General features: G+C 45.0%; 19 protein-coding genes. 11 read left to right on the forward strand and 8 right to left on the reverse strand.

From position 1 onward, the window contains the following. The first annotated feature begins 1 nt into the window (after position 1). The 3 genes from gcvH (at position 2) to IAQ59_RS07785 (ending at position 1,508) form a co-directional block, all read left to right on the forward strand. On the forward strand, positions 2-379 hold the full coding sequence (gene gcvH / locus IAQ59_RS07775) for a glycine cleavage system protein GcvH (protein WP_209330232.1): 378 nt from the start codon (positions 2-4) through the stop codon (positions 377-379). Then, complete coding sequence (locus IAQ59_RS07780; protein ID WP_342450687.1) at positions 372-761, forward strand: VanZ family protein; 390 nt, start codon at positions 372-374, stop codon at positions 759-761. The genes gcvH and IAQ59_RS07780 overlap by 8 nt, the downstream gene beginning before the upstream one ends. Before the next feature lie 72 nt (positions 762-833). Continuing rightward, positions 834-1,508, forward strand: coding sequence for an energy transducer TonB (locus IAQ59_RS07785; RefSeq protein ID WP_209330233.1), 675 nt, complete (start codon positions 834-836; stop codon positions 1,506-1,508). Between the two features lie 198 nt (positions 1,509-1,706). Here IAQ59_RS07785 and IAQ59_RS07790 read toward each other — a convergent pair whose 3' ends face one another. The 3 genes from IAQ59_RS07790 to IAQ59_RS07800 are packed head-to-tail and all read right to left on the reverse strand — an operon-like array spanning position 1,707 to position 7,197. Continuing rightward, positions 1,707-2,585, reverse strand: a complete 879-nt coding sequence (locus tag IAQ59_RS07790) for a YicC/YloC family endoribonuclease (protein ID WP_209330234.1) — start codon at positions 2,583-2,585, stop codon at positions 1,707-1,709. 17 nt (positions 2,586-2,602) lie between these two features. Next, positions 2,603-6,115, reverse strand: coding sequence for a PD40 domain-containing protein (locus IAQ59_RS07795; RefSeq protein WP_209330235.1), 3,513 nt, complete (start codon positions 6,113-6,115; stop codon positions 2,603-2,605). Between the two features lie 29 nt (positions 6,116-6,144). Further along, the gene (locus IAQ59_RS07800; RefSeq protein ID WP_209330236.1) at positions 6,145-7,197 is read right to left on the reverse strand and encodes an NAD(P)/FAD-dependent oxidoreductase; all 1,053 of its coding nucleotides are present in this window, start codon (positions 7,195-7,197) and stop codon (positions 6,145-6,147) included. Positions 7,198-7,251: 54 nt separating this feature from the next. Between IAQ59_RS07800 and IAQ59_RS07805 the strand changes: the two genes are divergently transcribed. Genes IAQ59_RS07805 through IAQ59_RS07825 form a run of 5 tightly spaced genes read left to right on the forward strand, consistent with a single transcriptional unit; the run spans position 7,252 to position 14,357 of the window. Then, positions 7,252-7,902: an MBL fold metallo-hydrolase gene (locus tag IAQ59_RS07805; protein ID WP_209330237.1), complete on the forward strand. Its 651-nt coding sequence runs from the start codon at positions 7,252-7,254 to the stop codon at positions 7,900-7,902. A 2-nt stretch (positions 7,903-7,904) separates the two neighbouring features. Continuing rightward, positions 7,905-8,603 carry a CDP-diacylglycerol--serine O-phosphatidyltransferase gene (gene pssA / locus IAQ59_RS07810; protein WP_342450688.1) on the forward strand — a complete coding sequence of 233 codons (699 nt, stop codon included), beginning with the start codon at positions 7,905-7,907 and terminating at the stop codon, positions 8,601-8,603. After that, positions 8,587-11,868 carry a type IX secretion system sortase PorU gene (gene porU, locus IAQ59_RS07815; protein WP_209330239.1) on the forward strand — a complete coding sequence of 1,094 codons (3,282 nt, stop codon included), beginning with the start codon at positions 8,587-8,589 and terminating at the stop codon, positions 11,866-11,868. The genes pssA and porU overlap by 17 nt, the downstream gene beginning before the upstream one ends. After that, positions 11,865-13,082, forward strand: a complete 1,218-nt coding sequence (porV, locus tag IAQ59_RS07820) for a type IX secretion system outer membrane channel protein PorV (RefSeq protein WP_209330240.1) — start codon at positions 11,865-11,867, stop codon at positions 13,080-13,082. Before porU ends, porV begins: the two co-directional genes overlap by 4 nt. A gap of 3 nt (positions 13,083-13,085) precedes the next feature. Next, positions 13,086-14,357 carry a M16 family metallopeptidase gene (locus tag IAQ59_RS07825; protein WP_209330241.1) on the forward strand — a complete coding sequence of 424 codons (1,272 nt, stop codon included), beginning with the start codon at positions 13,086-13,088 and terminating at the stop codon, positions 14,355-14,357. Here the strand turns inward: IAQ59_RS07825 and IAQ59_RS07830 are convergent, their stop codons facing one another. Then, positions 14,358-15,314 (reverse strand): glycosyltransferase family 2 protein, encoded by a 957-nt coding sequence (locus IAQ59_RS07830; protein WP_209330242.1) that lies wholly within the window; start codon positions 15,312-15,314, stop codon positions 14,358-14,360. Positions 15,315-15,458: 144 nt separating this feature from the next. Between IAQ59_RS07830 and IAQ59_RS07835 the strand changes: the two genes are divergently transcribed. Further along, the gene (locus tag IAQ59_RS07835; protein ID WP_209330243.1) at positions 15,459-16,055 is read left to right on the forward strand and encodes an IMPACT family protein; all 597 of its coding nucleotides are present in this window, start codon (positions 15,459-15,461) and stop codon (positions 16,053-16,055) included. Here IAQ59_RS07835 and IAQ59_RS07840 read toward each other — a convergent pair. Further along, a complete protein-coding gene (locus tag IAQ59_RS07840) occupies positions 16,045-16,647 on the reverse strand; it encodes a 3'-5' exonuclease (protein WP_209330244.1) in 603 nt (200 codons plus the stop codon). The genes IAQ59_RS07835 and IAQ59_RS07840 overlap by 11 nt on opposite strands. Then, a complete protein-coding gene (gene nhaC, locus IAQ59_RS07845; RefSeq protein ID WP_209330245.1) occupies positions 16,644-18,125 on the reverse strand; it encodes a Na+/H+ antiporter NhaC in 1,482 nt (493 codons plus the stop codon). The genes IAQ59_RS07840 and nhaC overlap by 4 nt, the downstream gene beginning before the upstream one ends. A 251-nt stretch (positions 18,126-18,376) precedes the next feature. Between nhaC and IAQ59_RS07850 the strand changes: the two genes are divergently transcribed. Next, entirely contained in the window at positions 18,377-18,856 is a 480-nt protein-coding gene (locus IAQ59_RS07850) for an Mpo1 family 2-hydroxy fatty acid dioxygenase (protein WP_209330246.1), read from the forward strand. A gap of 212 nt (positions 18,857-19,068) precedes the next feature. Next, the gene (locus IAQ59_RS07855) at positions 19,069-21,093 is read left to right on the forward strand and encodes a monovalent cation:proton antiporter family protein (protein WP_209330247.1); all 2,025 of its coding nucleotides are present in this window, start codon (positions 19,069-19,071) and stop codon (positions 21,091-21,093) included. Positions 21,094-21,117: 24 nt separating this feature from the next. Here IAQ59_RS07855 and IAQ59_RS07860 read toward each other — a convergent pair whose 3' ends face one another. Together IAQ59_RS07860 and IAQ59_RS07865 are read right to left on the reverse strand one after the other, a co-directional pair. Next, positions 21,118-21,555 carry an RrF2 family transcriptional regulator gene (locus tag IAQ59_RS07860; RefSeq protein ID WP_209330248.1) on the reverse strand — a complete coding sequence of 146 codons (438 nt, stop codon included), beginning with the start codon at positions 21,553-21,555 and terminating at the stop codon, positions 21,118-21,120. A gap of 243 nt (positions 21,556-21,798) precedes the next feature. After that, positions 21,799-23,976, reverse strand: a complete 2,178-nt coding sequence (locus tag IAQ59_RS07865; protein ID WP_209330249.1) for a bifunctional alpha,alpha-trehalose-phosphate synthase (UDP-forming)/trehalose-phosphatase — start codon at positions 23,974-23,976, stop codon at positions 21,799-21,801. Positions 23,977-24,031: the final 55 nt, after the last annotated feature.

Below are 24,031 nucleotides of genomic sequence, written 5' to 3' on the forward strand. Positions count from 1 at the left end.
TATGAACATTCCAGAGGAATTAAAGTACACAAAAGACCATGAGTGGGTTAAGGTAGCAGGCGATGTAGCCATTGTAGGCATTACGGAATTTGCCCAAAGAGAACTTGGCGATATCGTGTATGTCGAGGTAGAAACCATCGGCGAAACACTTGAAAAGGGAGAAGCCTTTGGAACTGTTGAAGCGGTCAAGACAGTATCTGACCTATTTATGCCGGTAAGTGGTGAAGTTACAGAATTAAACGAAGACCTGGAGTCCTCACCAGAATTGGTGAACGAAGATCCTTATGGCAAAGGTTGGATGATAAAGATCAAGTTGACTGAAGGTTTGCCCACAGATTTGCTTTCTCCGGAAGCTTATGCTGAACTGATTGGTGAATAGGGCACCATCATACCGATTATATGCTGCGGTCATTTGGACCCTAGGGCTTCTATATGCGATCCTGTCACCAGGAAGCGCCGTACCCGAATTGCCCACCTTCCCAGGTTTTGATAAATCAGTCCATTTTACGCTTTTCTTTGGATTGGTGTTTCTTTGGGCCAGATTTTGGAACGCCCATGCCAAGGAAGAAAATAAAACTAAAAAATTATTTATTAATTATTTAGTTTTTGGAATTATTTTCGCTATCTTTACAGAGTACCTGCAGACGTACGTCCCCAATCGATCATTTGATTATTTGGATATCGGTGCAAATTTAACAGGTGGGGCCACTGGGATGGTTTTGTTTGTTTATTTGAATAAGAAGCGGAGCATTCTTGTATAAGTGAAAAATATTTACTAGAATTGTTTCCGTTAATACGAAGGATCATTTAACAATAATAAAGGACAATTAATCATGGAAGCTAAGAAAACGCCAAAAGCTGATCTGACCAAGAAGACGGGCATGTTCCTGAATCTTGGCTTGCTGGTAAGCGTTGGTCTTGTCCTATTTGCTTTTGAGTACAAATCCTACGGTGATGGTATGCTCAAAGATTTAGGATCAATCAACGATGAATTCGAAGAACTGTTGGATATTCCAATCACGGAACAGCCACCACCGCCACCACCGCCAATCGAGCAGCCTGAGATCAAAGAAATCCCTGATGAAGTGGAAATCGAAGAAAAAATCGAGGTTAACTTTGATGTGGACGTGAAAGAAGAAACGGTCATCAAGGAGGTGATTATCGAAGATGCTCCCGTTGTCGAAAAGGCCGACGAAATATTTGACGTAGTAGAAAACATGCCAACCCCTCCGGGTGGTATGGAAGGATGGAATAAGTACCTTCAGAAAAATCTAAAATACCCCACACAAGCTAGGCGTATGGGTATAGAGGGTACTGTTTATGTGGTGTTCGTTGTAAACACAGACGGTTCCATTCAGGACGTTGACATCCTTCGGGGCATTGGAGGAGGTTGTGACGAAGAAGCTATGAGAGTAGTTAGTGAAGCACCTGCGTGGGAACCTGGTAAACAGCGCGGACGACCTGTACGGGTTAAGATGCGACTTCCCATCCGATTCAAGCTTAGCTAATAATTCTTGTGATAATTATAAAAGGCTACTGACAAAATGTTAGTAGCCTTTTTTTTTCTTTCTTGGCAACCCTTCCTTGTAAAAAGCCCGAACCGACAAGACACTATATTTAAAGAGCTGATTGGGGTAGGATCACTCAAATCCATTTGGATTAAAACAATGTTTATAGGTTTTGAAAGCGACAAGTAGAAAAGAATACTAAAGGATGTTTAGCACTTGCTCCTTAATTTTCTCTAGCTCATCTTTCATCTGAATAACTGTCTGCTGAATCGCTACGTCATTTGCCTTCGAACCAATCGTGTTGATCTCCCGGCCTATCTCCTGACCGATGAATCCCAATTTTTTACCTTGGGCTTCTTCCGATTGAATCACCTTGGTGAAGTACTTCAGGTGCGTCTCCAACCGGACGATTTCTTCGGTAATATCCAGCTTCTCAAAATAATAAATAAGCTCTTGCTCAAACCGATTTTGATCAAAACTACTCTCATCCAACCATTCTGAAAAATGGTTTCTTATTTTGTCTTTGATACGGGACTTGCGAATGGGTTCTTCTATCCGAATTTTTTCCAATCCTTCCTTCAAGACCTCCATGTTTTCTTCGAACTTACCAAAAAGCGATGCGCCTTCTTGCAGTCTAAACTCATCACAATGCTGTAATGCCCTTTCTACCACTGACAAAACGAGGTTCCAATCAGTTACACCTTTTGGAGTTTCTGTATGGTTGGAAAGCACATTGGGCGATTGCAGTACAAGCCTAAAAAGATCATCTGTATTCAACCCTGATTGCCCAGCTAGCTCTTTAAATTCACGTACATACGCCTGAAAGAGGCCTTGGTTAATGGATACCGGCAGCTGATCATAGTCTTTTTCAGTTACCTCGATGATAAGGGAAACCTTCCCTCTCACCAACTTTTCAGAGACCAGTTTCCTAACCTCCAGCTCCCTTTCTGCATATTGCTTGGGGAACTTTAGCGAAAGGTCCAAAAATTTGGAATTTAACGTTTTAACCTCAACCTGTATTCTAGATTGATCGTTTTCGAAATCGGCTATGCCATAACCGGTCATGGATTTAATCATCCCGCAATATACAGCCGTTAAAAATTGTATCCTAGAGTGACGTAAAATCTCATTTTTTCTACATCGTAGTTACGTATCGGCCTAGCCGCATCAAACTTTACATAATAATTCAACAGCACTGTCCTCAAGCCTGCCCCGTAACTTTGAAGCCAAGGGTTATTAAAATTATTTAGCGTAATCACAAATGGTGACCCTTCCGTGCGAATAACTTCCGTATTTTGGTCGTTGATTCGCTCCCATGGTGCCGCGTTGTTCCATGAGGACCCTGCATCGTAAAACCCGACAAGCTGAAAGTTACGGATAAAATTGGAGGTTATATTGCCCCTGGAGAGGTAAGCAAACAGCGGGATACGTAATTCTGAGGTGAAGGTGATCACGTTCCTACCCCTTATCTCATCGTAGTCGTAGCCCCGCAAGTCAACAAACTCTGTGAAAAGGATGTTGGAATTTTCCACGCCTTGTGCATTTCGCACCGGGGATATCTCTGGTCTATTACTTGGAGGCTGATGAAACTGATTGAAGAGCCAGTTATCCATCCCTCCGACGAGGTACTGTTGAGGATTATTTCCGAAGAAACTACCCCCAAATACCCTCATGGCCAAGGTAATGTTTTTGTGAATTTTTTGGTAGTTGCGCAGATCTACGAAGGCATTGCTAAACGAGCGCTGATTATTCGAAAGCCCCTGATAGTGGGTCACACCAATCTTTCCTTTGAAGCCTTGCTCCATATAAAGCCCTAACAACCTGGTTTTATCCACAACAAACTCCGCTCTTCCCCCTGCGTAGTTCACATCGAACCGGTTTTGCCTTTCGTCTGTACCCCGCAAGATCGAGTCAGGATTCAAATTAAAATACTGAGTCTTCGCCACAAAAGGACTCAATGTGAAGCGTGTTCCTACTGAGAATGGGTAGGAAATTCCCAATTCGGTCTTAGTGAGCACATACTTTTGTGCGGTAAGATCGCCCTCACTGCGATTGATTGCCCGTCTATCAAACCTGCCTCGAAGGTCTATCCTACTCTTCAAATATTCGTATTCAAAAAAGACATCGCTACCAGAACGAAAATCCAACGCAGTCATGATGCCTCCCCTGACCGAGTGATTGTCTAGCAGATCACTCATTTTTCCATGTAAATTAATCGCAAACCCCCTCAATGGATCCACCTCAAAGTTGGTATTTAAACTAGTGGTAGCGAACAGGGGAGTATAAGTACTAGGACCTGTAACCCGCTTAACCATTGATTGCTGCCTAAATGCCTCCAATATATTACTTCTACCGACTGCGCCGGGCTGTTGTTGCGGTGGCTGCTGCGCTTGCTGCTGAAGTGTGCTACCTGGAGGAATTGTATCAAAGGTGTAGTCGTCGGTATTTATTCCTCCCTCTCGTTCGAAACGCAGCCTATCCAGACTAATCGCTCCCGTCGCAGGCTGAGGTGTAGAAGGCAAGGTGTCTGCAGATACGGATGGTTGATTCATTGCAGCGGATGCTGCAGACACTCTAGCAGAATTGGGAAGGGGGGGTGAAGTTGTGCCGGAATCAGGACGTGGAGCCCCTCCAATCAAAAGACTTTCTAGGTCGACTCCACCCACGATGGTTGTATCCGCCACCACTTGGCCATCATCCGTACGTCGCTGTGCCCTATCGATTAATGAAGGTGCCGATTCGGAAGACTCCTCAATACGATCGGACTCACCGCCTTCTTCCTCTGCTTCCCGTTGGATACGACGTGAGGAAATGCGCTCGTTCAATTCTTTTGCTTGTTGTATTTGCAGCCGGGGCGTGCTGGGGGTGAATTGATCCAGATTGGGAAAATTCTCCAAAACCAACCGGCTTTGATTACCATCTCTTACCGCATAGGCCCATTTATTGGCTCGCAAGGAATAGTCGAAAGTTTCCACACTACGGTTAAAGGCGGAAACCTGACTACTCACCATATTTCCTAAGCCAAACCGCATGATGTTCATTATCCCGCTCTGCTCGCTCAAATGAAGTACCGTAGTATTGTTTAGCTTCCTCGGCATTATATTTATATGATTTACGTTGGTCAACTTGGTATGGACCAACGTATCATTCCCGGTTTCCAGCATAAAAATATTATAATAATCGGGCAGGTTGTTTACATCGATATTCCCCGTTAATAGGCTGTCTGGAAGTTCTGCTTTATTGGACGCGTATATTATGGTAGAGTCGTTTAAAAAGACCGGGGTTCTGTTGTCAAACACATCGTTGGTGATTCGCCGACCTTGTCCCCGCATGTTGAGTGTGTAGATATCTGTCTTACCGTTTGAAATGGCGGAAATGACCATGGCACGCCCACTAGGAGAAAAATCCAAATCGAGGATCTGCGTTAGGTTACGCAAGAATATTTTATCCTGGGAACTTCCATCAATGGCACGCATACGGATAGTGGTGACCCCTCGCTTGAAGCCTGCCAAAACTAAGTTCAACGTATCACGCCAAGCGATCGCAGGTGTCGTAAAATCTGCCTCCTGATCGAAAGAGGAGTACCCTCCTTTAAAAATAATCCGCTCCCGGCTATTGGAAAGATCGCGGATGATAACACGAAACTTCCCACCGTTATTTAACACGTAGGCCAAGTTTTTGCCGTCAGGGCTAAATTTGACAGAGGTAATGGACCCGTATTTATTATTGGAGGTAGAGGCTATTTCGTTGTTCTTATTAACCTCTTTAAAGGTATCCAACACCTGTTTATTCAAACTCGTATAGAAGGAGCTCCATTCTGTCTGAAAATCTTTGAAGCGCCTGCCTAGGGTATTCGCAATACTGTTTTCCTCGTTTCGATTGATCCGGCTTAGATTAAGGATACTGGATATGTACCTCCGCCCAAAGCGCTCTACGATAAAATTCCAAATAGACTGTCCTACTAGTGCCGCTTCCTGTGGGTTTAGCTTATGCAGTTTTGGATTTTCATTGCCATTCAGGTAATGTCTAACAAAGTCATCCATCTCCATATCCCACCCGTAAGCCATGTACCTTGCCGCCCCGTCAATGAACCAATCCGGAAAATTATTGATCAGATTAGATTGGAACGCGTCACTGATGCTGGAGCCATACAGCATTTCCTCCATGATGATTTTAGAGGTTTGGTACAGCAATTCCTTTTTAAAGGATTCCCAAGAGCCGGTAAAAGGGACTTCAGCCAATAATTTGGAGAAAAAGGTTTGCCCATCAATGGTATAGTTGTTTTTATTGATGTTAAGATTGCTCTCCAAGAGCTCCTGACTGGAGTTGTAAATAAAAATTTTTGGCTTCGTGTATGCTACGTAGCCGATTGTCTGCGTAAGGCGGTCAAATTCCCCTTCCAAAAAGTCTATTGCATAACGAGCATTGGTAATGCCTCCGTCGTAAAAATAGACTTCGAAGTTGTTTGAACTGAAGTGGTACCACTCCTTATTCTTATGCTGAACCCGGTTCTTTCCAAAACGTTCCTGATCGAACTGTGCGTTGGCCAAATGAAGGTTACCAACCACGAAAATGACAATAAACAGGAGTAGAAATCTAACGCTCATTTATTTTCCTTCATGTACTTTCTGATTCTTTAAATATACTTAAAAAATCGATTTATGTTCACCTCTTTTGCAGGTTCCTTGCTAAAAGTTAACAAATTACTCATTTCTCGACTCAAATAAGGTGCCATAGAAACGCCCTTTGCCCCAAGCCCATTAAATATATATACCTGATTATAAGCAGGATGCCGTCCTAAAAATGGCTTTCGGTCTTTGGTCGCAGGCCGTATGCCCCAATCATGCCGTAGAATGGTTGGCCAGGGCAGATTTATCAGTGACTGCAATTTTTCCAGCAATTCGACCTTTCCCTTTTCCGTAGAACCAGATTCCAAATCTTGATTATCGTAAGTAGACCCAACCCGGTGAACGCCTTCCTCTAAAGTAATTCGAAACACTCCCCGGTTAATAATTTCTTCCGGAGAAAAGGATTGTTCCACAGTCAATATTTCTCCCCGAACCGGACGAAAGGGCAGCCAGGCAAAGTACTTGCTTTTCAAGGCCTCCAGGCCATTGGTGTAAACAACCGCTTTGGCTTCAATCCCATTGTAGGAAATGCCATCTGAATGCAGGATCAGCTTTGTTTCGTCAAAAAGCTCCTGCGTGAGCAAGCCCTCATTTTGCAGCCAATGACTATACGCATCCAGCAACTTTGGAATATTTAAGTAACCGCAGTGGGCAAGCACCACGCCTCCATAAGGGTCACTGACTACGTCATATTTCGATGCAGTGCGTATTTCAAGTAGGTAACGGCTAAAACTCATCCGGCTACTATTTCCCATCCACTCGTTTTGCTCCTCAACATTTAAAAATGGCCTGTAAATGGGTCTAGGTTCCAAAAAACGCTGACCCAACCGCTCTTCCAAACTCCGGTAGAAGGGTTCAATTTCCGGAAAATGCAAATCTGCCGCCCAGGTCTTGACCATCTTCCTTCCGGTAATTGGGTTGTAAAGACCGGCGGCTACCCGGGAACTCATATGCATGCCAGGCATATCCACCAAATGCACACGGTGTCCCCCAGCCATTAACCTCCAAGACAGCACTGTTCCAGCCAAACCTTGACCAATTAGTAAAAAATCAGTTTTCATACCCAAAATTAAATCATTATTCGTTATTTTGAATTAAAATTAATCCATTTGCACATGCAGCTAAAATCCTTCACGTTTAATCCATTTATGGAAAACACCTATGTGCTGTTTGACGAGACTAAAAAAGCGGTAGTGATCGATCCGGGGTGCCATAATAAACAGGAAAGGGGAGAACTCTTTGACTTCATCCAATCACAGGGCCTTGTGCCCGTGAAGCTTTTAAATACCCATTGCCATATTGACCATGTGCTGGGGAATGCATTTATTCAAAACAGTTACGATATCCCCTTGTGGTATCACAAAGACGAGGACCCAATCCTCAAATCTGTACCGGCCTACGCACCCAACTACGGGTTCCCGCATTTTCAGGAGTCTTCGGCAGACCATTTCATCGCAGATGGGGAAATCATAAAGTTTGGAAATCAGCAATTGAAAGCGATCCTTGTGCCGGGGCATTCACCAGGACACTTGGTTTTTTACCATGAGGCTTCCAAAATCTGCATAGGTGGTGACACGTTGTTTCAGGGAAGCATTGGCCGAACCGATCTGCCAGGTGGAGATGCCGACACACTGCTTAATGCCATCAAAGAACGACTGTTTGCCCTTCCAAATGACGTGGTGGTATTCCCAGGGCACGGACCTGAGACCACCATTGGTGTCGAGAAGATCACCAACCCCTTCGTAGGTAAAAACGCTAGATTTTGAAGGTGAAAAAGCACATTCCCAACCTGATCACTTGCCTTAACCTCTGCAGCGGCATGGCTGGTATTTACGTTGTATTGGAAGGCCGATTACTGTGGGGAGCCTATTTCGTCATGGCCGCCGCAGTTTTCGACTTTCTGGATGGGTTTGTCGCAAAATTGCTCAAAGCCCATAGCGAGATAGGCAAACAATTGGATTCCCTGGCAGATATGGTCACTTTTGGGGTGTTACCGGCATTCATCGCCTTCAAACTGCTCCAAAGTGGTGGTCAGTTGGAATACCTCCCCTACCTCTCATTTCTTATTGGCATACAATCCGCTCTTCGGCTGGCTAAGTTTAACATCGATGAGCGACAAAGTGAGCGCTTTATTGGCTTGCCTACCCCAGCTAACGCCTTGTTTTTTAGCACACTACCTCATTTAGCTATGGCGATCCCTGAGCTTGGTAGACTGCTCCTCCACCCCATCCTAATAGGCCTGTTAGTTGTGCTATTTGCTTTTCTGCTGACCGCGGAACTTCCACTATTGGCCTTGAAGTTTAAAACATTTTCTGTCAAAAAGAACTTCTCAAAATATCTATTGCTGGCCATTGGATTGGTCGTTTTGGTGATTTTGGGTACTGCCGGAGTTCCCTTTATTGTGGTGACTTACCTCCTCCTATCATTGGTTGAAAACCTGCTGACTAAACATGCTGTCCAAACCTAACATATGGAACTCACTAGCCACGCTTACCATTTGGATAATTGCTGTCGGAACCTTACCTGCGCAAGCATTTTTGGTAACCACCGAAACAGAAGGAATATATAAAATCACCCAAACAAAAGCCCAAACCTTAGGGCTTGGAGAACTTGAAAATATCAGCCTATTTGGGTTGGCCGGCATGCTTCCTCAGCGGTTGGATTCTGGTGCATGGAACATGCAGGAGCTCCCGGGACAGCTGATCGATGGCACCCTCTATTTTTTCCTTCCCGGGCCGGACACCTTCATCTGGGAGGAAAACTACCCAAGTTTTCAAGTCAATCATTACACAGAAAGGCAACACTTTATTCTAAAGGGAAATACTCCTTCCCCAAAACGGATCCAAAACCTTAACCCAAGTGAACCTACTCCTGACGATGATAACAACTCCTCCCCGTGGTATGCAATGGAAAGCTACCATGAACCAACCTACAACCTACTTCAATCGGGCCGAGATTGGTATGGGCATCGAATGTTCTCAGGGCAGCAGACTATCCTTACGGTAGACGTTCCCTCTGCGTTTGACTCACGACAAGAAGTGCTTTTCTCTGCCACCCTGCTCGCACAATCCATCGCAGACAGCAAGTTTACCACCTCATTAAACGGGCAACTTATCAAAGAATCAGCGTTCCCATCGATTCCAAACAGCACTTATGGAATAAAAGGACGGGAGGGGGCCTTCACCGAACAACGTCAAATCAATACCTCAGAACGGCTGGAGGTGCAGTTTGACTTCTATACAGCAGACCGCAACGGTGCAGGCTATTTAAAACACTTATGGATAGGCTATCCCGTAAACCCTTCCTTAATGGATAACCACGTCCTCTATCGACCGCCAAACACCGCAAAAAATACCACTTTTGAGGCACCTGAAAACCGACAGGCTTGGTCCCTTGCCCCCAAAACGCAGAAAATCGCAAATGGTAGCCTTCTCCCAGCTGAAGTATCCAAAATTGCTTTTTTTGACCCCCGATCAGTCCCAGAAATGACAATCTCCAGACCAATGGACCTCTCCCTGCGCGAAAACACATTCTTTCCGGAATTATGGATCGTGACCGCCCCACACTTTATGCCAGAGGCCAACCGTTTGGCTTCATTCAAAAGCAGTTCGGGCATATCAGCCAAAGCCGTATCCATCGATGCCGTATACGATGCCTTCGGATATGGAAATCCCGACCCAAGTGCGTTACGAAACTTCTTGGCCTATCAATACCATGAGGGAAAATCCCTGCAAAACGTTCTGCTATTGGGAAAGGGCACTTTTGATTTCAAAAATATCCTTGAGGGCGAACCTAACTTAGTACCAACCTACAGTTCCAGAAATAGCCTCAATCCACTCACAACTTACAGTTCGGACGATTATTTTGGCTTCCTATCCTTTGGAGACGGTGAATGGGAAGAATCGAACTCCGGAGATCACCTGCTATCTATAGGAGTTGGAAGGATTCCTGCCATAAGTTTATCCGATGCCAAACATGCCATTGACAAAATTATTCAATACAGCACCCGGGAGGGTCATGAAGGAGATTGGAAACGCAAGCTACTGTTGATTGCGGACGACGGAGACAACAATATCCACCTAACCGATGCCGAAGCCCACGCAACTTTTCTCTTCAACAACCACCCGGAATTTATCGTTGATAAACTGTATTTAGACCGCTTTGAACAAGTCAATACAGGGAGCTCACAAGCATCCCCCGCGGCGCGTACCTATTTGAAAGAATGGCTCCGAGAATCCGGATTAGTAATCAACTACATTGGCCATGGAAATGAAACCACCTTGGCTGCGGAAGGGTTATTTCGGGTAGCCGATATTGCTGAAATGCCAGCATCCAACCGCCTGCCTGTGTTTGTAACAGCCACCTGTGAATTTGGCCGACACGACAGCCCTTTGGTTCAAAGCGCCGCCGAAATGCTGCTTTTGACTCCTGAAAAAGGGGCCATTGCCCTGCTGACTACCGGGCGTCCAGTTTTCAGCAGTGTGAACTTCTTACTTAACAGGGCGTTCATAGAGCATCTATTTGCCCGCCCCTATGGAGAATCACTTTCCTTGGGAGAAATCTTTCGACTGACGAAGAACAATAGCCTAAGCGGTTCGCTAAATCGAAATTTTTCGCTACTGGGAGATCCTTCCCTGAAGCTTTCACTTCCTGAATACCGGATCGGAGACCTCGAGCTACGCGATGGCCTGACGGAAATGGAAGTAGATACTATACAGGCGATGCAGCGGATTCATTTTCGCGGTTCCGTATCCGACCCACTCTCCGGAGCCATCCCTGCGGGGTTTAATGGGACATTTGATATCCGTATATTGGACAAACCATTGACCTTAAAAACGCTCGGTGACGAAAGTCCGTCTGTGGAGTTTTTCGAAAACCGTGCCCTTTTGCACAAGGGAGTGGGAACGATTAAGGATGGGAATTTTGAAGGAAGCTTCTTTGTAGGTAAGAATATCGACTACCGCATTGGAGATGGAAGCATCCAACTGTTTGGCCTTGATTCAGCTTCCGGCGGGGAAATGATTGGCGCCCTTCGGGTGAAAATAGGCGGCACCTATACAGAGACTCCGGAAGATACCCAAGGGCCGCAAGTCGCCATCAATTACAACAGCCCAAACTTGTCGCCAAACGGGCAGCTATCCTCCACACAGGTTCAGCTCACCGTTTTCTTTGAAGATCCTTCCGGAATAAACATTTCACCCATAAATCTGGGGCAGGATATCACCCTGCGGCTAAACGATCAGGATCCAGTGGTTTTAAACCACCTCTTTCGCTCATTAGATTCCGGATTTGAACGAGGAAAATTGCTGATGGAAGTATCCGGCCTCAAATCAGGAATAAACCAGTTGGTTATTACCGCCTTTGACAACCTAGGCAACCGTACGGCTAAGGATTTTAGGGTAGATGTGACTGGCATCGAATCAATCAAAATTTTAGCTGTAGCCAACTACCCAAACCCGGCTTCACTGGAAACCTCCTTTCGGTTTAGGCATAATCGGCCGGGGGAAACGGTTGGTGTTACGTTGCGGATCTTTTCGATTGACGGTCGTGAAATATTTTCTACGGAAAGACGTTTTGAAAACGCTGGTGAAAACATCAGCGGTCTTGATTGGATATTTTCAGAGGGCAACGCTGTATTTCCCATAAAAGGACCGTATATTTATCATTTAAAACTCTCATCTGAGCAGGACGGCAGTTCCGACCAGATAGGAGGAAAATTATTGATTAAATGAAGATCAGAAAACCTATTTACGCGCTAACTTTTTTAGCACTGGTTTTTATGGCACCGTATTACGCGGCCGCCCAAAACTCTGTAACCCTTTTTGGCCAACAGGATCCAAACAGACGGGTCATCACCACGGCGGTACCCTTTCTGAATTTTGCACCTGACAGCCGACATTCCGCTATGGGTGACGTGGGAGTCGCCACCTCACCCGATGCCAATTCAGCCCATTGGAATGCAGCCAAATTAGCCTTTGTCGATACAGATATGGGGTTTTCCTTGTCCTACTCACCTTGGCTTGGACGATTGGTACCCGATATGTCAGTCAATTACCTCACTGGGTATAAGCGGATTGACAATGTATCCACATTTGGGTTGGATTTGAGATATTTTGATATGGGTTCTATCCAACTCACCAATGAAAACGGCGATCCGTTAGGTGATTTTAATCCGAGAGATATCGCTATTGGAGGCACCTATTCTCGCAAACTTTCCGACAACCTTGCACTGGGAATTTCTGCCCGTTTTATTCATTCCAATCTTTCGGGAAATATATCATCTGCCGGCGGGAATGAGAGTCGGCCGGGCGTCAGCGTGGGAACGGACATTGGTCTTTACCATCAATCCGACGTCTTGGTATCCGGAAAAGACGCATTGTGGTCCTGGGGGCTGAACATTTCAAACATAGGGCCAAAGATCACCTATAACAGTGCCGAAGACCTAGATTACCTGCCGACGAATTTCCGGCTTGGAACCGCATTGAAAATTCCAATGGATAATTTTAACAACATCACCTTTGCCTTGGATTTCAATAAGTTGATGGTTCCTACCCCCCCCTTGTATGAACGTAACGCAAACGGTCAGATCGTAAGAGATCCCATTACCAATCGGCCAAGCATAGCAGCTGGAAGCGACCCCACCCGCCCGCTATTGAGTGGAATGTTTGGATCTTTTGGAGATGCCCCCGGAGGGTTCAGAGAGGAGCTTCAAGAAGTGATGATTTCCTTTGGAGTGGCGTACGACTACGACAATAAATTTGCCGTTAGGACCGGGTATTTCTATGAAAACCCCCGAAAAGGAGGTAGACGGTACTTTACCATGGGTGTTGGCTTTCGAATTGTTGAAGGCCTCGCCTTTGATTTTTCTTATCTGGTACCTCAAACCCAAAACCATCCACTGGCAGAAACACTGCGCTTATCGCTCGCTTACAACATCAATAAATAGGTGATGCCAGACAGACGAAATGCGCCACCATTTCAAATACCCGATCAAATAGAGCTACGTGAACCGGAACGGAAGACGCTGGGCAATGGCATACCAATGTATTTTATACGCACCCCGCAGGTAGATGCCGTCCGGCTGGAAATCATGATGCCATCTGTAGGCCTTCCGGTTTCCTTGGAAAATTCACTGGTCCCTTTCTTTACATTAAACATGCTTTTGGAAGGCACTCGGGAGATGAATTCTTCGAAGTTGGATGATTTTTTTGATTACTTCGCTTCAGAAGTAGAAATCCACACCGGGTACGAACAGCAAGGGCTTTCACTCCTAACTACGCGAAAGCATTTTAGAGAAGTCCTCCCTGTTTTTAGATCCCTATTCACCGAAGCCACTTTTCCGGAAAAAGAACTTCAAAAGCGAAAATCGCAGAAAAAGCTGACGATTAACCTTCAATTCGATCAAACTGGTGCCCGTGGCAATCAATTGATTCGAAGGGTTCTATTTGGTGAAAACCATCCCTTCGGATTTATTTCTGATGAAGACCATGTGGATGCCGTGACAAAAGAATCTATCCACGAATACTACGACCAATACTTTCGGGTATCTCCGGAAATATTCGTTACCGGGAATTTGGGAGACCGGGAATTGTTGGAAATTGAACGGAATTTTGGAGATCTACCCTTTGGTGAGGGTAATTATGCTACCATCGCCTTCGACACGTTCCCTGAAAAGCGCCTAGTAGAAACCCGTCCATCGGCAGTTCAATCCAGTATTAGGCTAGGTAAAATTTTGGTTCCCAAATCAAACCCTGATTTCTTTGCGCTGATGATTGCCAACACCGCTCTAGGTGGCTATTTTGGCAGCAGGCTTGTCAAAAATATTCGGGAGGAAAAAGGGTATACCTACGGAATATCCAGCTTTTTGGGAAGCCTCAGATCCACGGATTATTGGATGGTTTTAGCGGATATCAAAATGGGATTTGCTGAACAGACCATCGAAGAAATTTACCGTGAACTGGAGTTACTCAGCAGTGTGCCCATGGACGAAGATGAACAAACCAAGGTTAAAAATTACCTGATCGGAAACCTACTCTCTCAGTTTAGCAGCCCCTTCGATTTAATGACTCGATTCAAAAGGGTCCATTTGCAGGGTCTGGACTATTCGTTCTACGAAAAGCAGCTTCATTACATCAAGACTTTTTCGGCAAAGGAAATTATGGTGAAAAGCAAAACCTATTTCAATCCTGAAACAATCAAAGAAGTGATTGTAGGTCCTTAACTACCTTTTTCTTTGCCAGGAACGGTACAAAAAAGAAAGATCCAGTCTACTAATAGCCCAAATTTTATAGCAAAGCACTTTGGCTCGCTGCATATTCAAGGATACAGCGAGTGCCACCATTTTATCCACCACATCGAAATTTGCCGACGCCAATGCCTGCCTACATTCGAACAAAACCCGCTGCAATAGTGCCCTATCCTCTTCAGCTGTCCGGTTCATCCTTTTAATCTTTAATAGCACTTGGTAAGTAGACGGCAACATGCGTGAAGCACCCTTTTTATATTGATGGGCAGAAAAAGAATCGGGAAGTATTCGCTTGACCACGCCCATATTTGCATCAAATACAAACGGATATTTTCTAGCCAATCGTACCAGTATATCAAAATCTTCATACACCAAATTGGCGTCGTATCCTCCCTCCCGTAGCAGCACGTGCGTGCGAAAAACCATGGAAACAGTACTGATAGCATATCGGCCCACTACATCTATATATACATCGCCCTCCTTTACGGACTGAATCAACTCACCGGCGGCATTTGTGGGATAAAAAGGCCTTTGCACTCCACCTTCAAACTGTAACATTACATTTGAAAAGTAAACTGCTGCCTTAGAAGTCTCCAGTTTGTATACAGCCGTGGCCACATGGCTTGGCAACAATAGATCATCTGCCGCAAGGTCAATGACGTACTTTCCATTGCAGTAAGAAAGCGCGTCGTTAAATACCCTGCAATAATTCTCCGTCTCCGGATAGAAGAAGGTTTTTACCGATTTGAAAAAATCATGCAGCCAAATCCAATCTTCAATTACCTTTACCGAGTTGTCGGTGCTGCCGTTATCAATCACCAGTAGTTCCAAAGCCTTATATTGCTGGTTTAGCACACTGTTTAGCGCTTCGAAAACAAAGCGCTCATGATTGTATGAGGTGCAGATTATGGAAACAAGCGGAAACTGCGACATGGCAAATCAGTAGGCTATCCAATATTTTCCCACGGCAAGGCAAACGAAGGAACAACAATTCGGGTTATTTCGAAACTTAGCGCTAATTTAGCCAAAGCGGTAGAAAAGAAACCAAGTATTAGACTATTAAATGGCGCATTCCAAATGGAAGATACTTATTTGACGCTTGCTGAAATTTCAGAGGGTCTGTACAAGGAAAAGGGTAGCCGATTTTTGGCCTTTGCCCTTCCGGTCAAAACGGAACAGGAGATCAAATCCCATCTGGATGCGCTGTCCAAGAGGTTCCATGACGCAAGGCATCAGTGCTATGCCTATATACTGGGAAGTGACCAAGCCAACTACCGAGCCAACGACGACGGCGAACCGAGTCATTCGGCGGGCGATCCGATTTTAGGACAAATAAAATCCAGAAACCTGACTGATGCCCTCGTGGTGGTGATCCGTTATTTTGGCGGTACCAAACTAGGGGTCGGCGGATTGATTAACGCATACCGGACGGCCGCAGCCTTGGCATTGGACAATAACCGCATCGTAACGGTAGTCAAAAAAGCAGTGATTCGTATCCGGTTCGATTATTCCGATACAGCCGAAGTGATGCGACTGATTCATCAACTTGGACTAGAAATCAGTCATCAGGATTTCCGGGAATACTGCACGATGTCTTTATCCTGCCGGCTAAAAAACCAGGAAGCAATTACCTCCGAACTACATGCGACCCGATCTGTCAAGATCATCGATTAAAAAGCCCGTCGAGATAGCCCTCATCTTTGAGACGAATAAAAATCTCCAAACACGCCCACGCATCAGTTGCTGCGTATAGCTGCTGTTTATCCGTCAGCTTCTCGGACTCCCAGTTGGAAACCTGCTCAGACTTGGATATGCGAATGCCCAGTACCATGGCACTCAGGTTTCGGACGCCGACATTCAAAAAGCCTACTCTCTTTAATTCCTCGTTCAGATCAAAAAAAGCCTCCGGATTGAACGAAGCGTCCAGCTTTTTTAAAGCTTTGAGATCGTCCCGAACGGCCGCCCCCACTTTTACCACGCGGGGATTTTCCAGTATCTGCTTCACCGCTCGGGGTAAGCCCATATGATTCAGCCTTACCAAATACGCCCGCTCTCGGGTAGCCAGTTGAAGTAGCGCAACCTGGTAGCTCACGCCCTTTCGGAATGCCGGACGGGTTTCTGTATCAAATCCAATATAAGGCTGTCCGTACAGGCCTTCTACCAACTGTTGCAACCCATGCTGATCCTCAACAAGCGAAATTTCGCCGTCAAACGCCCCTACTTCCAGTTGGTTAACTTCTTCTTTGGTAATCTTTAAAGGTATCATACGGCCACTTCTTGTTGAATTTCTTTAAGCTCCTCCTCGGAATAAAAAGAAATACCTAATTTCAAATATCCAAACAAAATCGTCATCAGCGGACTGATGAGATTAAAAAAACAATAGGGCGCATACGCCAGGGTAGCCACGCCCAGTACCGAGGCCTGTGTGGCCCCACAGGTATTCCAAGGCACCAAGACCGACGTAACCGTAGCACTGTCTTCTAGTGCCCTGCTCAAGTTTTCACCTTTGAGGCCTCGTTTTCGGTATATATCTGCATACATTCTACCGGGCACTAAGATCGCCAAATACTGATCAGAGGTGGCGATATTAAAAAATATGCCGGTCCCTGCGGTAGCAGCTATCAGAGAGCCAACGGACGTAACTTTTCTGATTACCGCTTCTGCCAGCACCCTTAACATACCACTCACCTCCATAATGCCCCCAAGCACCATCGCACACACGATCAACCAAACCGTATTCAGCATGCCTGCCATTCCACCCGTTACCAACAGTTCATTTACTACGTCATTCGAAGTCGTGATAGCCGTCTCTCCATACAGCGAAGTCATCACCACCTGAAAAGCATTAAATGTGAAGGATCCATCCGAGTTCCAAGCAAGCGATGTAATCAAAACGGGCTGAAATATCACAGCGCAGATACCTCCCAGTAATGCCCCCACCAAGAGCGTAGGTATTGCGGGTACCTTCTTGACGATCATAATAATTACCAGTAATGGCACGACAAACAACCATCCATTAATTTCAAACCTATCTAAGATCACTTCACTGATTTCCTTTACCTGGCCAACCGTGCCTTCGGAATCACCCGTAAATCCAATCACCCCAAAGATTAGGAGCGTGATCAGAATGGAGGGTACCGTGGTCTTCGTCATGTGTCTAATATGGGTAAATAGATCCGTTCCTGCCATGGCTGGTGCAAGGTTGGTGGTATCGGAAAGCGGGGACATTTTGTCTCCAAAATAAGCCCCTGAAATGATCGCTCCTGCAATGATTCCTTCTTCAAACCCAAGTGCCTTGCCTATTCCCAACAGGGCTACCCCTACCGTGGCAACCGTTGTCCACGAACTTCCCGTTGCCACCGAAACCACGGCGCTTACCACACAGGCCGCCAAAAGAAAAATCGTTGGATTCAACACCTGCAACCCGTAATAAATCATGGCCGGAACAATCCCACTTAACATCCAAGTACCCGCCAATGATCCGATCAACAACAAAATCAGGATGGATGACATTGCCGCAGAAATACTCTTGATCATACCGTCCTGGAGCTTGTCCCAAGGGAAATTCAGGCGAAATACCGCTATAAGACCCGCAATGGCAGCAGACATGACCAAAACCATCTGATTAGAGCCCCCCAATCCCTCAGAACCGAATACCCGAATGTTTAACACCAGTAAAACGACCAGAAAAACAATCGGAAAAAATGCTTCCAGTACGGTGGGCTGCTTAATCGCTTTATTCATTAACGGCTTTTCTTTTTCTCCACAAAGATACAGGTAAATAAAGGTAGAAAAAATATCGGTTATTCAAATGCCACTCTAAGGGTAGAATCCACAAATTATGACCTTTTCGAAAACACCTACTAAGTCTCCATGGGTAATCTGGTCTATTCACGGAAAAGAACACTGCAAAGGATGTCCCTCCACAGAATTCGAGGTAATTTGCCTTATGACAAAAAGTATTTAATATCTTTAGTATATAAACCCCGTAATCTATGAGAAAGATTGATCAGTTGCTCGAAACCTATGGAGAAAGCCATCAGCACCCGACAAATAAAACGATCCATTGGATATGTGTGCCCTTAATCTTTTTTAGCATCGTGGGGCTGCTATTTAGCATACCGCCCGGACCACTACTTTGGATTCAGTTTCTATTGGGTAATTTCTCTAACTGGGCCACTTTGGCGCTTGCAGCTGTTTTATTTTACTATCTATCCGTTTCTCCACCATTGGCATTGGGCATGTTATTTTTTTCCTCGGTATGTTTAGCCATGGCAAACCTGTTCAGCATCTTGCTTCCATTTCCACTTTGGATGTTCAGTTTGATTATTTTTATCCTTGCTTGGATTGGTCAATTTTACGGGCACAAAATCGAAGCCAAAAAACCCTCGTTCTTTCAAGACCTACAATTTTTATTGATAGGACCCGCCTGGCTGATGCATTTTATATACAGGAAGTTTGGATTTGCATATTGAGTAGCCCCGAGCCTTTTACTCAATTACGGGAATCTTACTAATGGGTCGGCGATCTACTTCCAAAAGGAGAACCAAGAAGCTTAGTACGCTTTTTGGTTGATTCGAGTCTGAAAGAGGGCTTTAGTCAGAAATCCGGCTAGTTTCCGGCAAAAAAATGTATTTTTTTAACTTGGTTGGGTTACTTTTACCTAAAGACCCCAAAAAAGGATTTTATGTTTCCAACCATACTCGCCGCAGCAGAGATCCCGCTGCTTTCGGACATCGTCGTGATCTTCGGACTGGCCACCTTGGTCATCTTGCTATTCATGCGGTTGAAACTGCCTACGATTATTGGATACCTTTTTACGGGGGCCATAGCTGGCCCCTATGGATTATCCTTGGTGGATGCCTCCACGGCAGTGGACGTGCTCTCTGAAATCGGCGTGATTTTGTTACTCTTCGTCATAGGAATGGAATTTTCGCTGAGGAGCCTGATGGCCATCAAAAAGGCTGTTTTCGTCGGAGGCACCTTACAGGTTCTCTTTACAATCGGAGCCACCATGTTGGTTGCGAATCTATTCGGCTTTTCCTGGTCCGTATCGGTGTTTTTCGGCTTTCTATTTTCCCTTAGTAGTACCGCTATTGTACTAAAGATACTGCAAGAAGCCGGGCAGGTCAATACCGTTTCCGGTCGAACGACCCTGGCCATCTTGATTTTTCAGGACATCATCATAGTGCCCTTCGTACTCTTCACTCCCATGTTGGCGGGAGAATCAGACAATGTATTGGTTTCCTTGTTGCTGCTAGGCGTTAAAGGAGGACTGGTCATTGTTCTTACCATTTTGGGTGCCAAATACGTGATACCCAGGATCCTGTTCCGAGTAGCCACTACCCGAAACGAAGAACTCTTTCTTTTGAGTATCATCGTGATATGTTTTGCTGTGGCCTATGCCACATCACTACTCGGATTGTCGCTGGGATTAGGAGCATTCCTAGCAGGACTGATCATTAGTGAATCTGAATACAGTCACCACGCTACCGGAAAGATCCTTCCCTTTCGGGAAATCTTCCTCAGTTTCTTCTTTGTGTCCGTGGGCATGCTGTTTGACGTCAGTTTCCTGTATGAGCACCTGCTGATTATCCTAATGCTGGTCGCTGTAACCTTTGTGTTCAAATTTGCAGCTGCGACACTTGCGGTTAGGGCCATCGGGTCAAGTTTTAAAGAGGCTTTTATCGTGGGCTTTTCGATCTTCCAAGTGGGTGAATTTTCGCTGCTTTTGGCAAAAGAAGGATTGAAATTCAACTTGCTAGATAATGAAACCTATCAATATTTCCTCGCCATTTCTATCCTTACCATGGCGATCACACCCTTTGTACTTAAACAGCGGGAAAATCTGGCATGTAGAATATTAAACGCCCCCCTACCTCCCAAATTAAAAAACCGCTTGGAGAACAGTGAGGCCATTCCTATGACAGTATTGGATGAGGAAGCGCTTAGCGACCATTTATTGATAATTGGGTATGGACTAAATGGAAGAAACCTCGCACGTGCTGCGAAAGCTGCTGACATTCCATTTGTAATCATTGAGATGAATCCGGAGACGGTGCGAGACGAAGCAGCTAAAGGCGAACCCATTGTATATGGAGATGCCAGTAATAGCGCAGTGCTCGAACATGTAAACATTCACAAAGCAAGGGTCGTCGTGGTAGCCATATCCAATAATGACGCTACAAAGGGAATCGTCCTAAATGTTCGTTCCTATAATCTACACGCTAGCCTTATTGTAAGAACGCGCTATGTAAATGAAATTGAATCACTTAAACAATTGGGAGCAGATGAGGTAGTACCGGAGGAATTCGAGACCTCAATCGAAATTTTCACCCGTGTCCTGAACAAATACTTGGTGCCCAAACGAAACATTGCCGCATTTACAGAGGATGTGCGGTCACATAACTACGAAATGTTTCGTTACGCCTCACTTGAACTTGGTTCCGGTGTTACGTTGGATGTACCCGAGATCAACTTTGTGAGCGTTGAAATCGAAAAAGATACCGGGCCATATATCGGGCGCCCGATTAAAGAGATTGACCTCAGAGAAAAAGCAAGGGTGAATCTCGTCGCTATCAAACGAGACGGGATTACAGAAACTAACATTACCGGAAATACCAAATTGAAATTAGGGGATATCATTTATCTCGTAGGCAAAACCGAGGACTTGGAAGCATTCGAAAAAACTGTTACTTTGCCACCGACTTGACCGTTTGGCATACAGAATAAATCGCTAAGCCAGTCTTGCCAATACGGTATCTCCGCTTTCTACCTCAATTGCAAGCTCTTTGAGGGACTTTTTGGTAAGCATTTCCTCCAATTGGGTGCGAATCTTTAGAATATCAAAATGGATAGGGCAGGGATTGCTTTCTGAACAAGTCTTCAGCCCCAAGCTGCACCCTACAAAAAGCTGATCACCATCTATTGCAACCACCAAATCCCTGATAGTCAATTCTTCATGTTCTTTATCCACGTAAAATCCACCTGTTGGACCCTTCTGAGACGACACTATCTCTTTTCTCACCAAATCTTGCAGAATCTTTGCGGTGAATGGCTCTGGGGCATGTATGTGCTCTGCTATCTCTTTTGCTCCTACCTTATACCCTTTTAGGCTTTGCTTCCAGACATAAATGACTGACTTGATACCATACTGACAAGCTTTCGAAAACATATCTCTTAACGTGAAAACACCTAAATAAAATGATGGAGACTACCAACCGAAACAACTTCCCCATCTGATAAAACAAAAATACCCAAAATATGTTACAATTGCATGACGACAAAATCTCTTATTCACTGATATTCGTCAAGTAATTATCAATAAATTACCCATTCAGAATCATTTTGGTATTTTTTTATTTCCCTTTGACATGTAGCAGGCTACCTCCGCAAGACACCAACTCATACAAACTGCTTACTTCGATCCCATTAATTGCTTCAACAATTTTCTCACCTCTGTCGGGTTTTTGATATTATAGTTGGCCTGTGTATAATCATATCCCACGCGAATGGTGTAGGAGTCTTTGGGCATAGCTTTAAAGGTATCTTCATCCGTCCAGTCATCTCCCAGCGCCAAGATAAAATCATATTCATTTCCTCTCATAAAGGAATTGGCAGCACGGCCTTTGTTGATATCCGGCCGCTTGATTTCCAACACCATATTACCCTCTAATACTTGCAGGTTGTGTCCGCTCGCCATGTATTTCAAGTGACTGAATAACTCCCTCATCCTGAGGTCGCCAAGCCCACTTTCTACCTTTCGATAGTGCCAAACGAGCGAATGATGCTTTTCTTCAATAAAAGCTCCAGGCGTTCGCAGCACATAGTAATCCATTACCTTTCGGATATCGTCCTTCCATCCATCGTCGACATCGGCATAAAGTTCCCATTCGGACTGATCTCCCCTCTTTAGCCAAACTCCGTGTTCGGCTATCATCTCCACCTTTTGATTTTCAAACCACTTCCCGAGGGTTTCCTTGTCTCTACCACTGATGAGCACCACTTCGCATCTGTTTGCCAGACCGCTAACGATTTCCAGCAATTCTTCATCGGGATAAGCGTCTTCTGGCCTACTTTTAAAGCCTACCAAAGTGCCGTCATAATCCAGAAAAACAATCGGTCTTTCAGCCTCTTTAAATTTGGAAACAATCTCCGCTGCAATGTTTCTATCCAGAGCTTTTGATTGAAACTCCTGCTGCTTTTGCTTTACATGCGCCAGGCGATCCATGAAGACTTCCACCCACTGAAAAATATCGTATTTCTTCAGGCTACTTTGCATGGAAGCGATGCGGGATTTCTTTTCCTCATCACTCATGGTCAAGGCTGCCACGATTGCCTGCTCAACCGCTGAAATATCATTTGGATTTACCAAAATAGCATCCACCAATTCTTTGCTTGCCCCTGCCATTTCCGATAGGATGAGTACGCCATCTTGGTCCGTTTTTGAAGCGACAAATTCTTTGCATACCAGATTCATCCCGTCCCTAAGCGGGGTAACCAACGCAATGTCTGACATGGAATAAAATGCGCTGAGCTCTTCAAATGGAAAACTCCGATAGAAGTAATGAATGGGGACCCAATTTAGCGTACTATACTTACTATTGATCCTTCCTACCAACGTGTCAATTTCCGTTTTGAGTTCTTTGTAAGACTGAACTTTGGCCCTTGAGGGCACTACAACCATGATCATCGATACCTTTCCATGGAAATCCTCTCGCTGATCGAGCAGCCGATCAAAAGCCCGAATGCGCTGCGGAATCCCCTTGGAATAATCTAATCGATCAATGGTAATCAACAATTTTTGCCCACCCAATTGGTCTTTAAACTTTTTCCTTTTCGTTAGGGTCTTTTGACTGATTGCAGCATTGGCAAACTTATCGTAATCAATTCCCATCGGAAATGAATCCACATTAACCAGCCTATGATCCGCTTGAATATACCCACTCTCATTGGACAAGCCCAGGATCCTACCCACTGCACTTAAAAAATGTCGCATATCATCGTAGGTATGGAACCCTATTAGGTCTGCACCCACCATTCCCTCAAGAAGCTGCCTCCTCCATGGTAACATTCGGATGATTTCATACGAAGGGAATGGAATATGCTGAAAAAAAGCAATCGTGGCATCCGGTAGCGCTTCTCGAAGCATCATTGGAAGTAACAAAAGTTGGTAGTCGTGTACCCAAATGGTATCTTCGGGCTCCGCATAGGCTAAAATTGCATCACAGAATTTCCTATTGACCTCATAGTAGGCATCCCAGTAGGCATCTTTGTAGTTTATGTATTGAGTAAAATAATGAAACGCTGGCCAAATGGTCTCATTGCTGAATCCCTCGTAATACAACTCGATATCCTCCTTGGTCAAAAAAACCGGAGCCATCTTTAGCTTTTTTAGCTCCGTGGATATCTCCTGTTGGAGTTCATTCTCTTCCACCGCATTTCCCGGCCATCCGATCCACAGATTTTCCCCTTGCTTATAAATAGATCCCAAACCGGTCGCCAAACCACCTGCACTGGCCTTAAATTCGAATTTTCCGGACTTAAGTTTTAAATTAACAGGGAGTCGGTTAGAAACAATAATTGTTTTGTTCATCTTTATTTCGTTGTATTTCAGTGGTCAAATCCCTACTCACACCGAAGATTTGGTG

It is taken from the genome of Lunatimonas salinarum, from assembly GCF_017811155.1.
Classification (GTDB): domain Bacteria; phylum Bacteroidota; class Bacteroidia; order Cytophagales; family Cyclobacteriaceae; genus Lunatimonas; species Lunatimonas salinarum.

Bases quoted from the DNA above. Each gene is read 5' to 3' on its own strand.
- IAQ59_RS07790 (WP_209330234.1), bottom strand. From the start codon at position 2,585: ATGATTAAATCCATGACCGGTTATGGCATAGCCGATTTCGAAAACGAT.
- nhaC (WP_209330245.1), bottom strand. From the start codon at position 18,125: ATGAATAAAGCGATTAAGCAGCCCACCGTACTGGAAGCATTTTTTCCG.
- porV (WP_209330240.1), top strand. From the start codon at position 11,865: ATGAAGATCAGAAAACCTATTTACGCGCTAACTTTTTTAGCACTGGTT.
- IAQ59_RS07865 (WP_209330249.1), bottom strand. From the start codon at position 23,976: ATGAACAAAACAATTATTGTTTCTAACCGACTCCCTGTTAATTTAAAA.
- IAQ59_RS07860 (WP_209330248.1), bottom strand. From the start codon at position 21,555: ATGTTTTCGAAAGCTTGTCAGTATGGTATCAAGTCAGTCATTTATGTC.
- IAQ59_RS07835 (WP_209330243.1), top strand. From the start codon at position 15,459: ATGGAAGATACTTATTTGACGCTTGCTGAAATTTCAGAGGGTCTGTAC.
- IAQ59_RS07825 (WP_209330241.1), top strand. From the start codon at position 13,086: ATGCCAGACAGACGAAATGCGCCACCATTTCAAATACCCGATCAAATA.
- IAQ59_RS07800 (WP_209330236.1), bottom strand. From the start codon at position 7,197: ATGAAAACTGATTTTTTACTAATTGGTCAAGGTTTGGCTGGAACAGTG.
- IAQ59_RS07805 (WP_209330237.1), top strand. From the start codon at position 7,252: ATGCAGCTAAAATCCTTCACGTTTAATCCATTTATGGAAAACACCTAT.
- gcvH (WP_209330232.1), top strand. From the start codon at position 2: ATGAACATTCCAGAGGAATTAAAGTACACAAAAGACCATGAGTGGGTT.
- IAQ59_RS07850 (WP_209330246.1), top strand. From the start codon at position 18,377: ATGAGAAAGATTGATCAGTTGCTCGAAACCTATGGAGAAAGCCATCAG.
- porU (WP_209330239.1), top strand. From the start codon at position 8,587: ATGCTGTCCAAACCTAACATATGGAACTCACTAGCCACGCTTACCATT.
- IAQ59_RS07785 (WP_209330233.1), top strand. From the start codon at position 834: ATGGAAGCTAAGAAAACGCCAAAAGCTGATCTGACCAAGAAGACGGGC.
- IAQ59_RS07855 (WP_209330247.1), top strand. From the start codon at position 19,069: ATGTTTCCAACCATACTCGCCGCAGCAGAGATCCCGCTGCTTTCGGAC.
- IAQ59_RS07830 (WP_209330242.1), bottom strand. From the start codon at position 15,314: ATGTCGCAGTTTCCGCTTGTTTCCATAATCTGCACCTCATACAATCAT.
- IAQ59_RS07840 (WP_209330244.1), bottom strand. From the start codon at position 16,647: ATGATACCTTTAAAGATTACCAAAGAAGAAGTTAACCAACTGGAAGTA.
- IAQ59_RS07795 (WP_209330235.1), bottom strand. From the start codon at position 6,115: ATGAGCGTTAGATTTCTACTCCTGTTTATTGTCATTTTCGTGGTTGGT.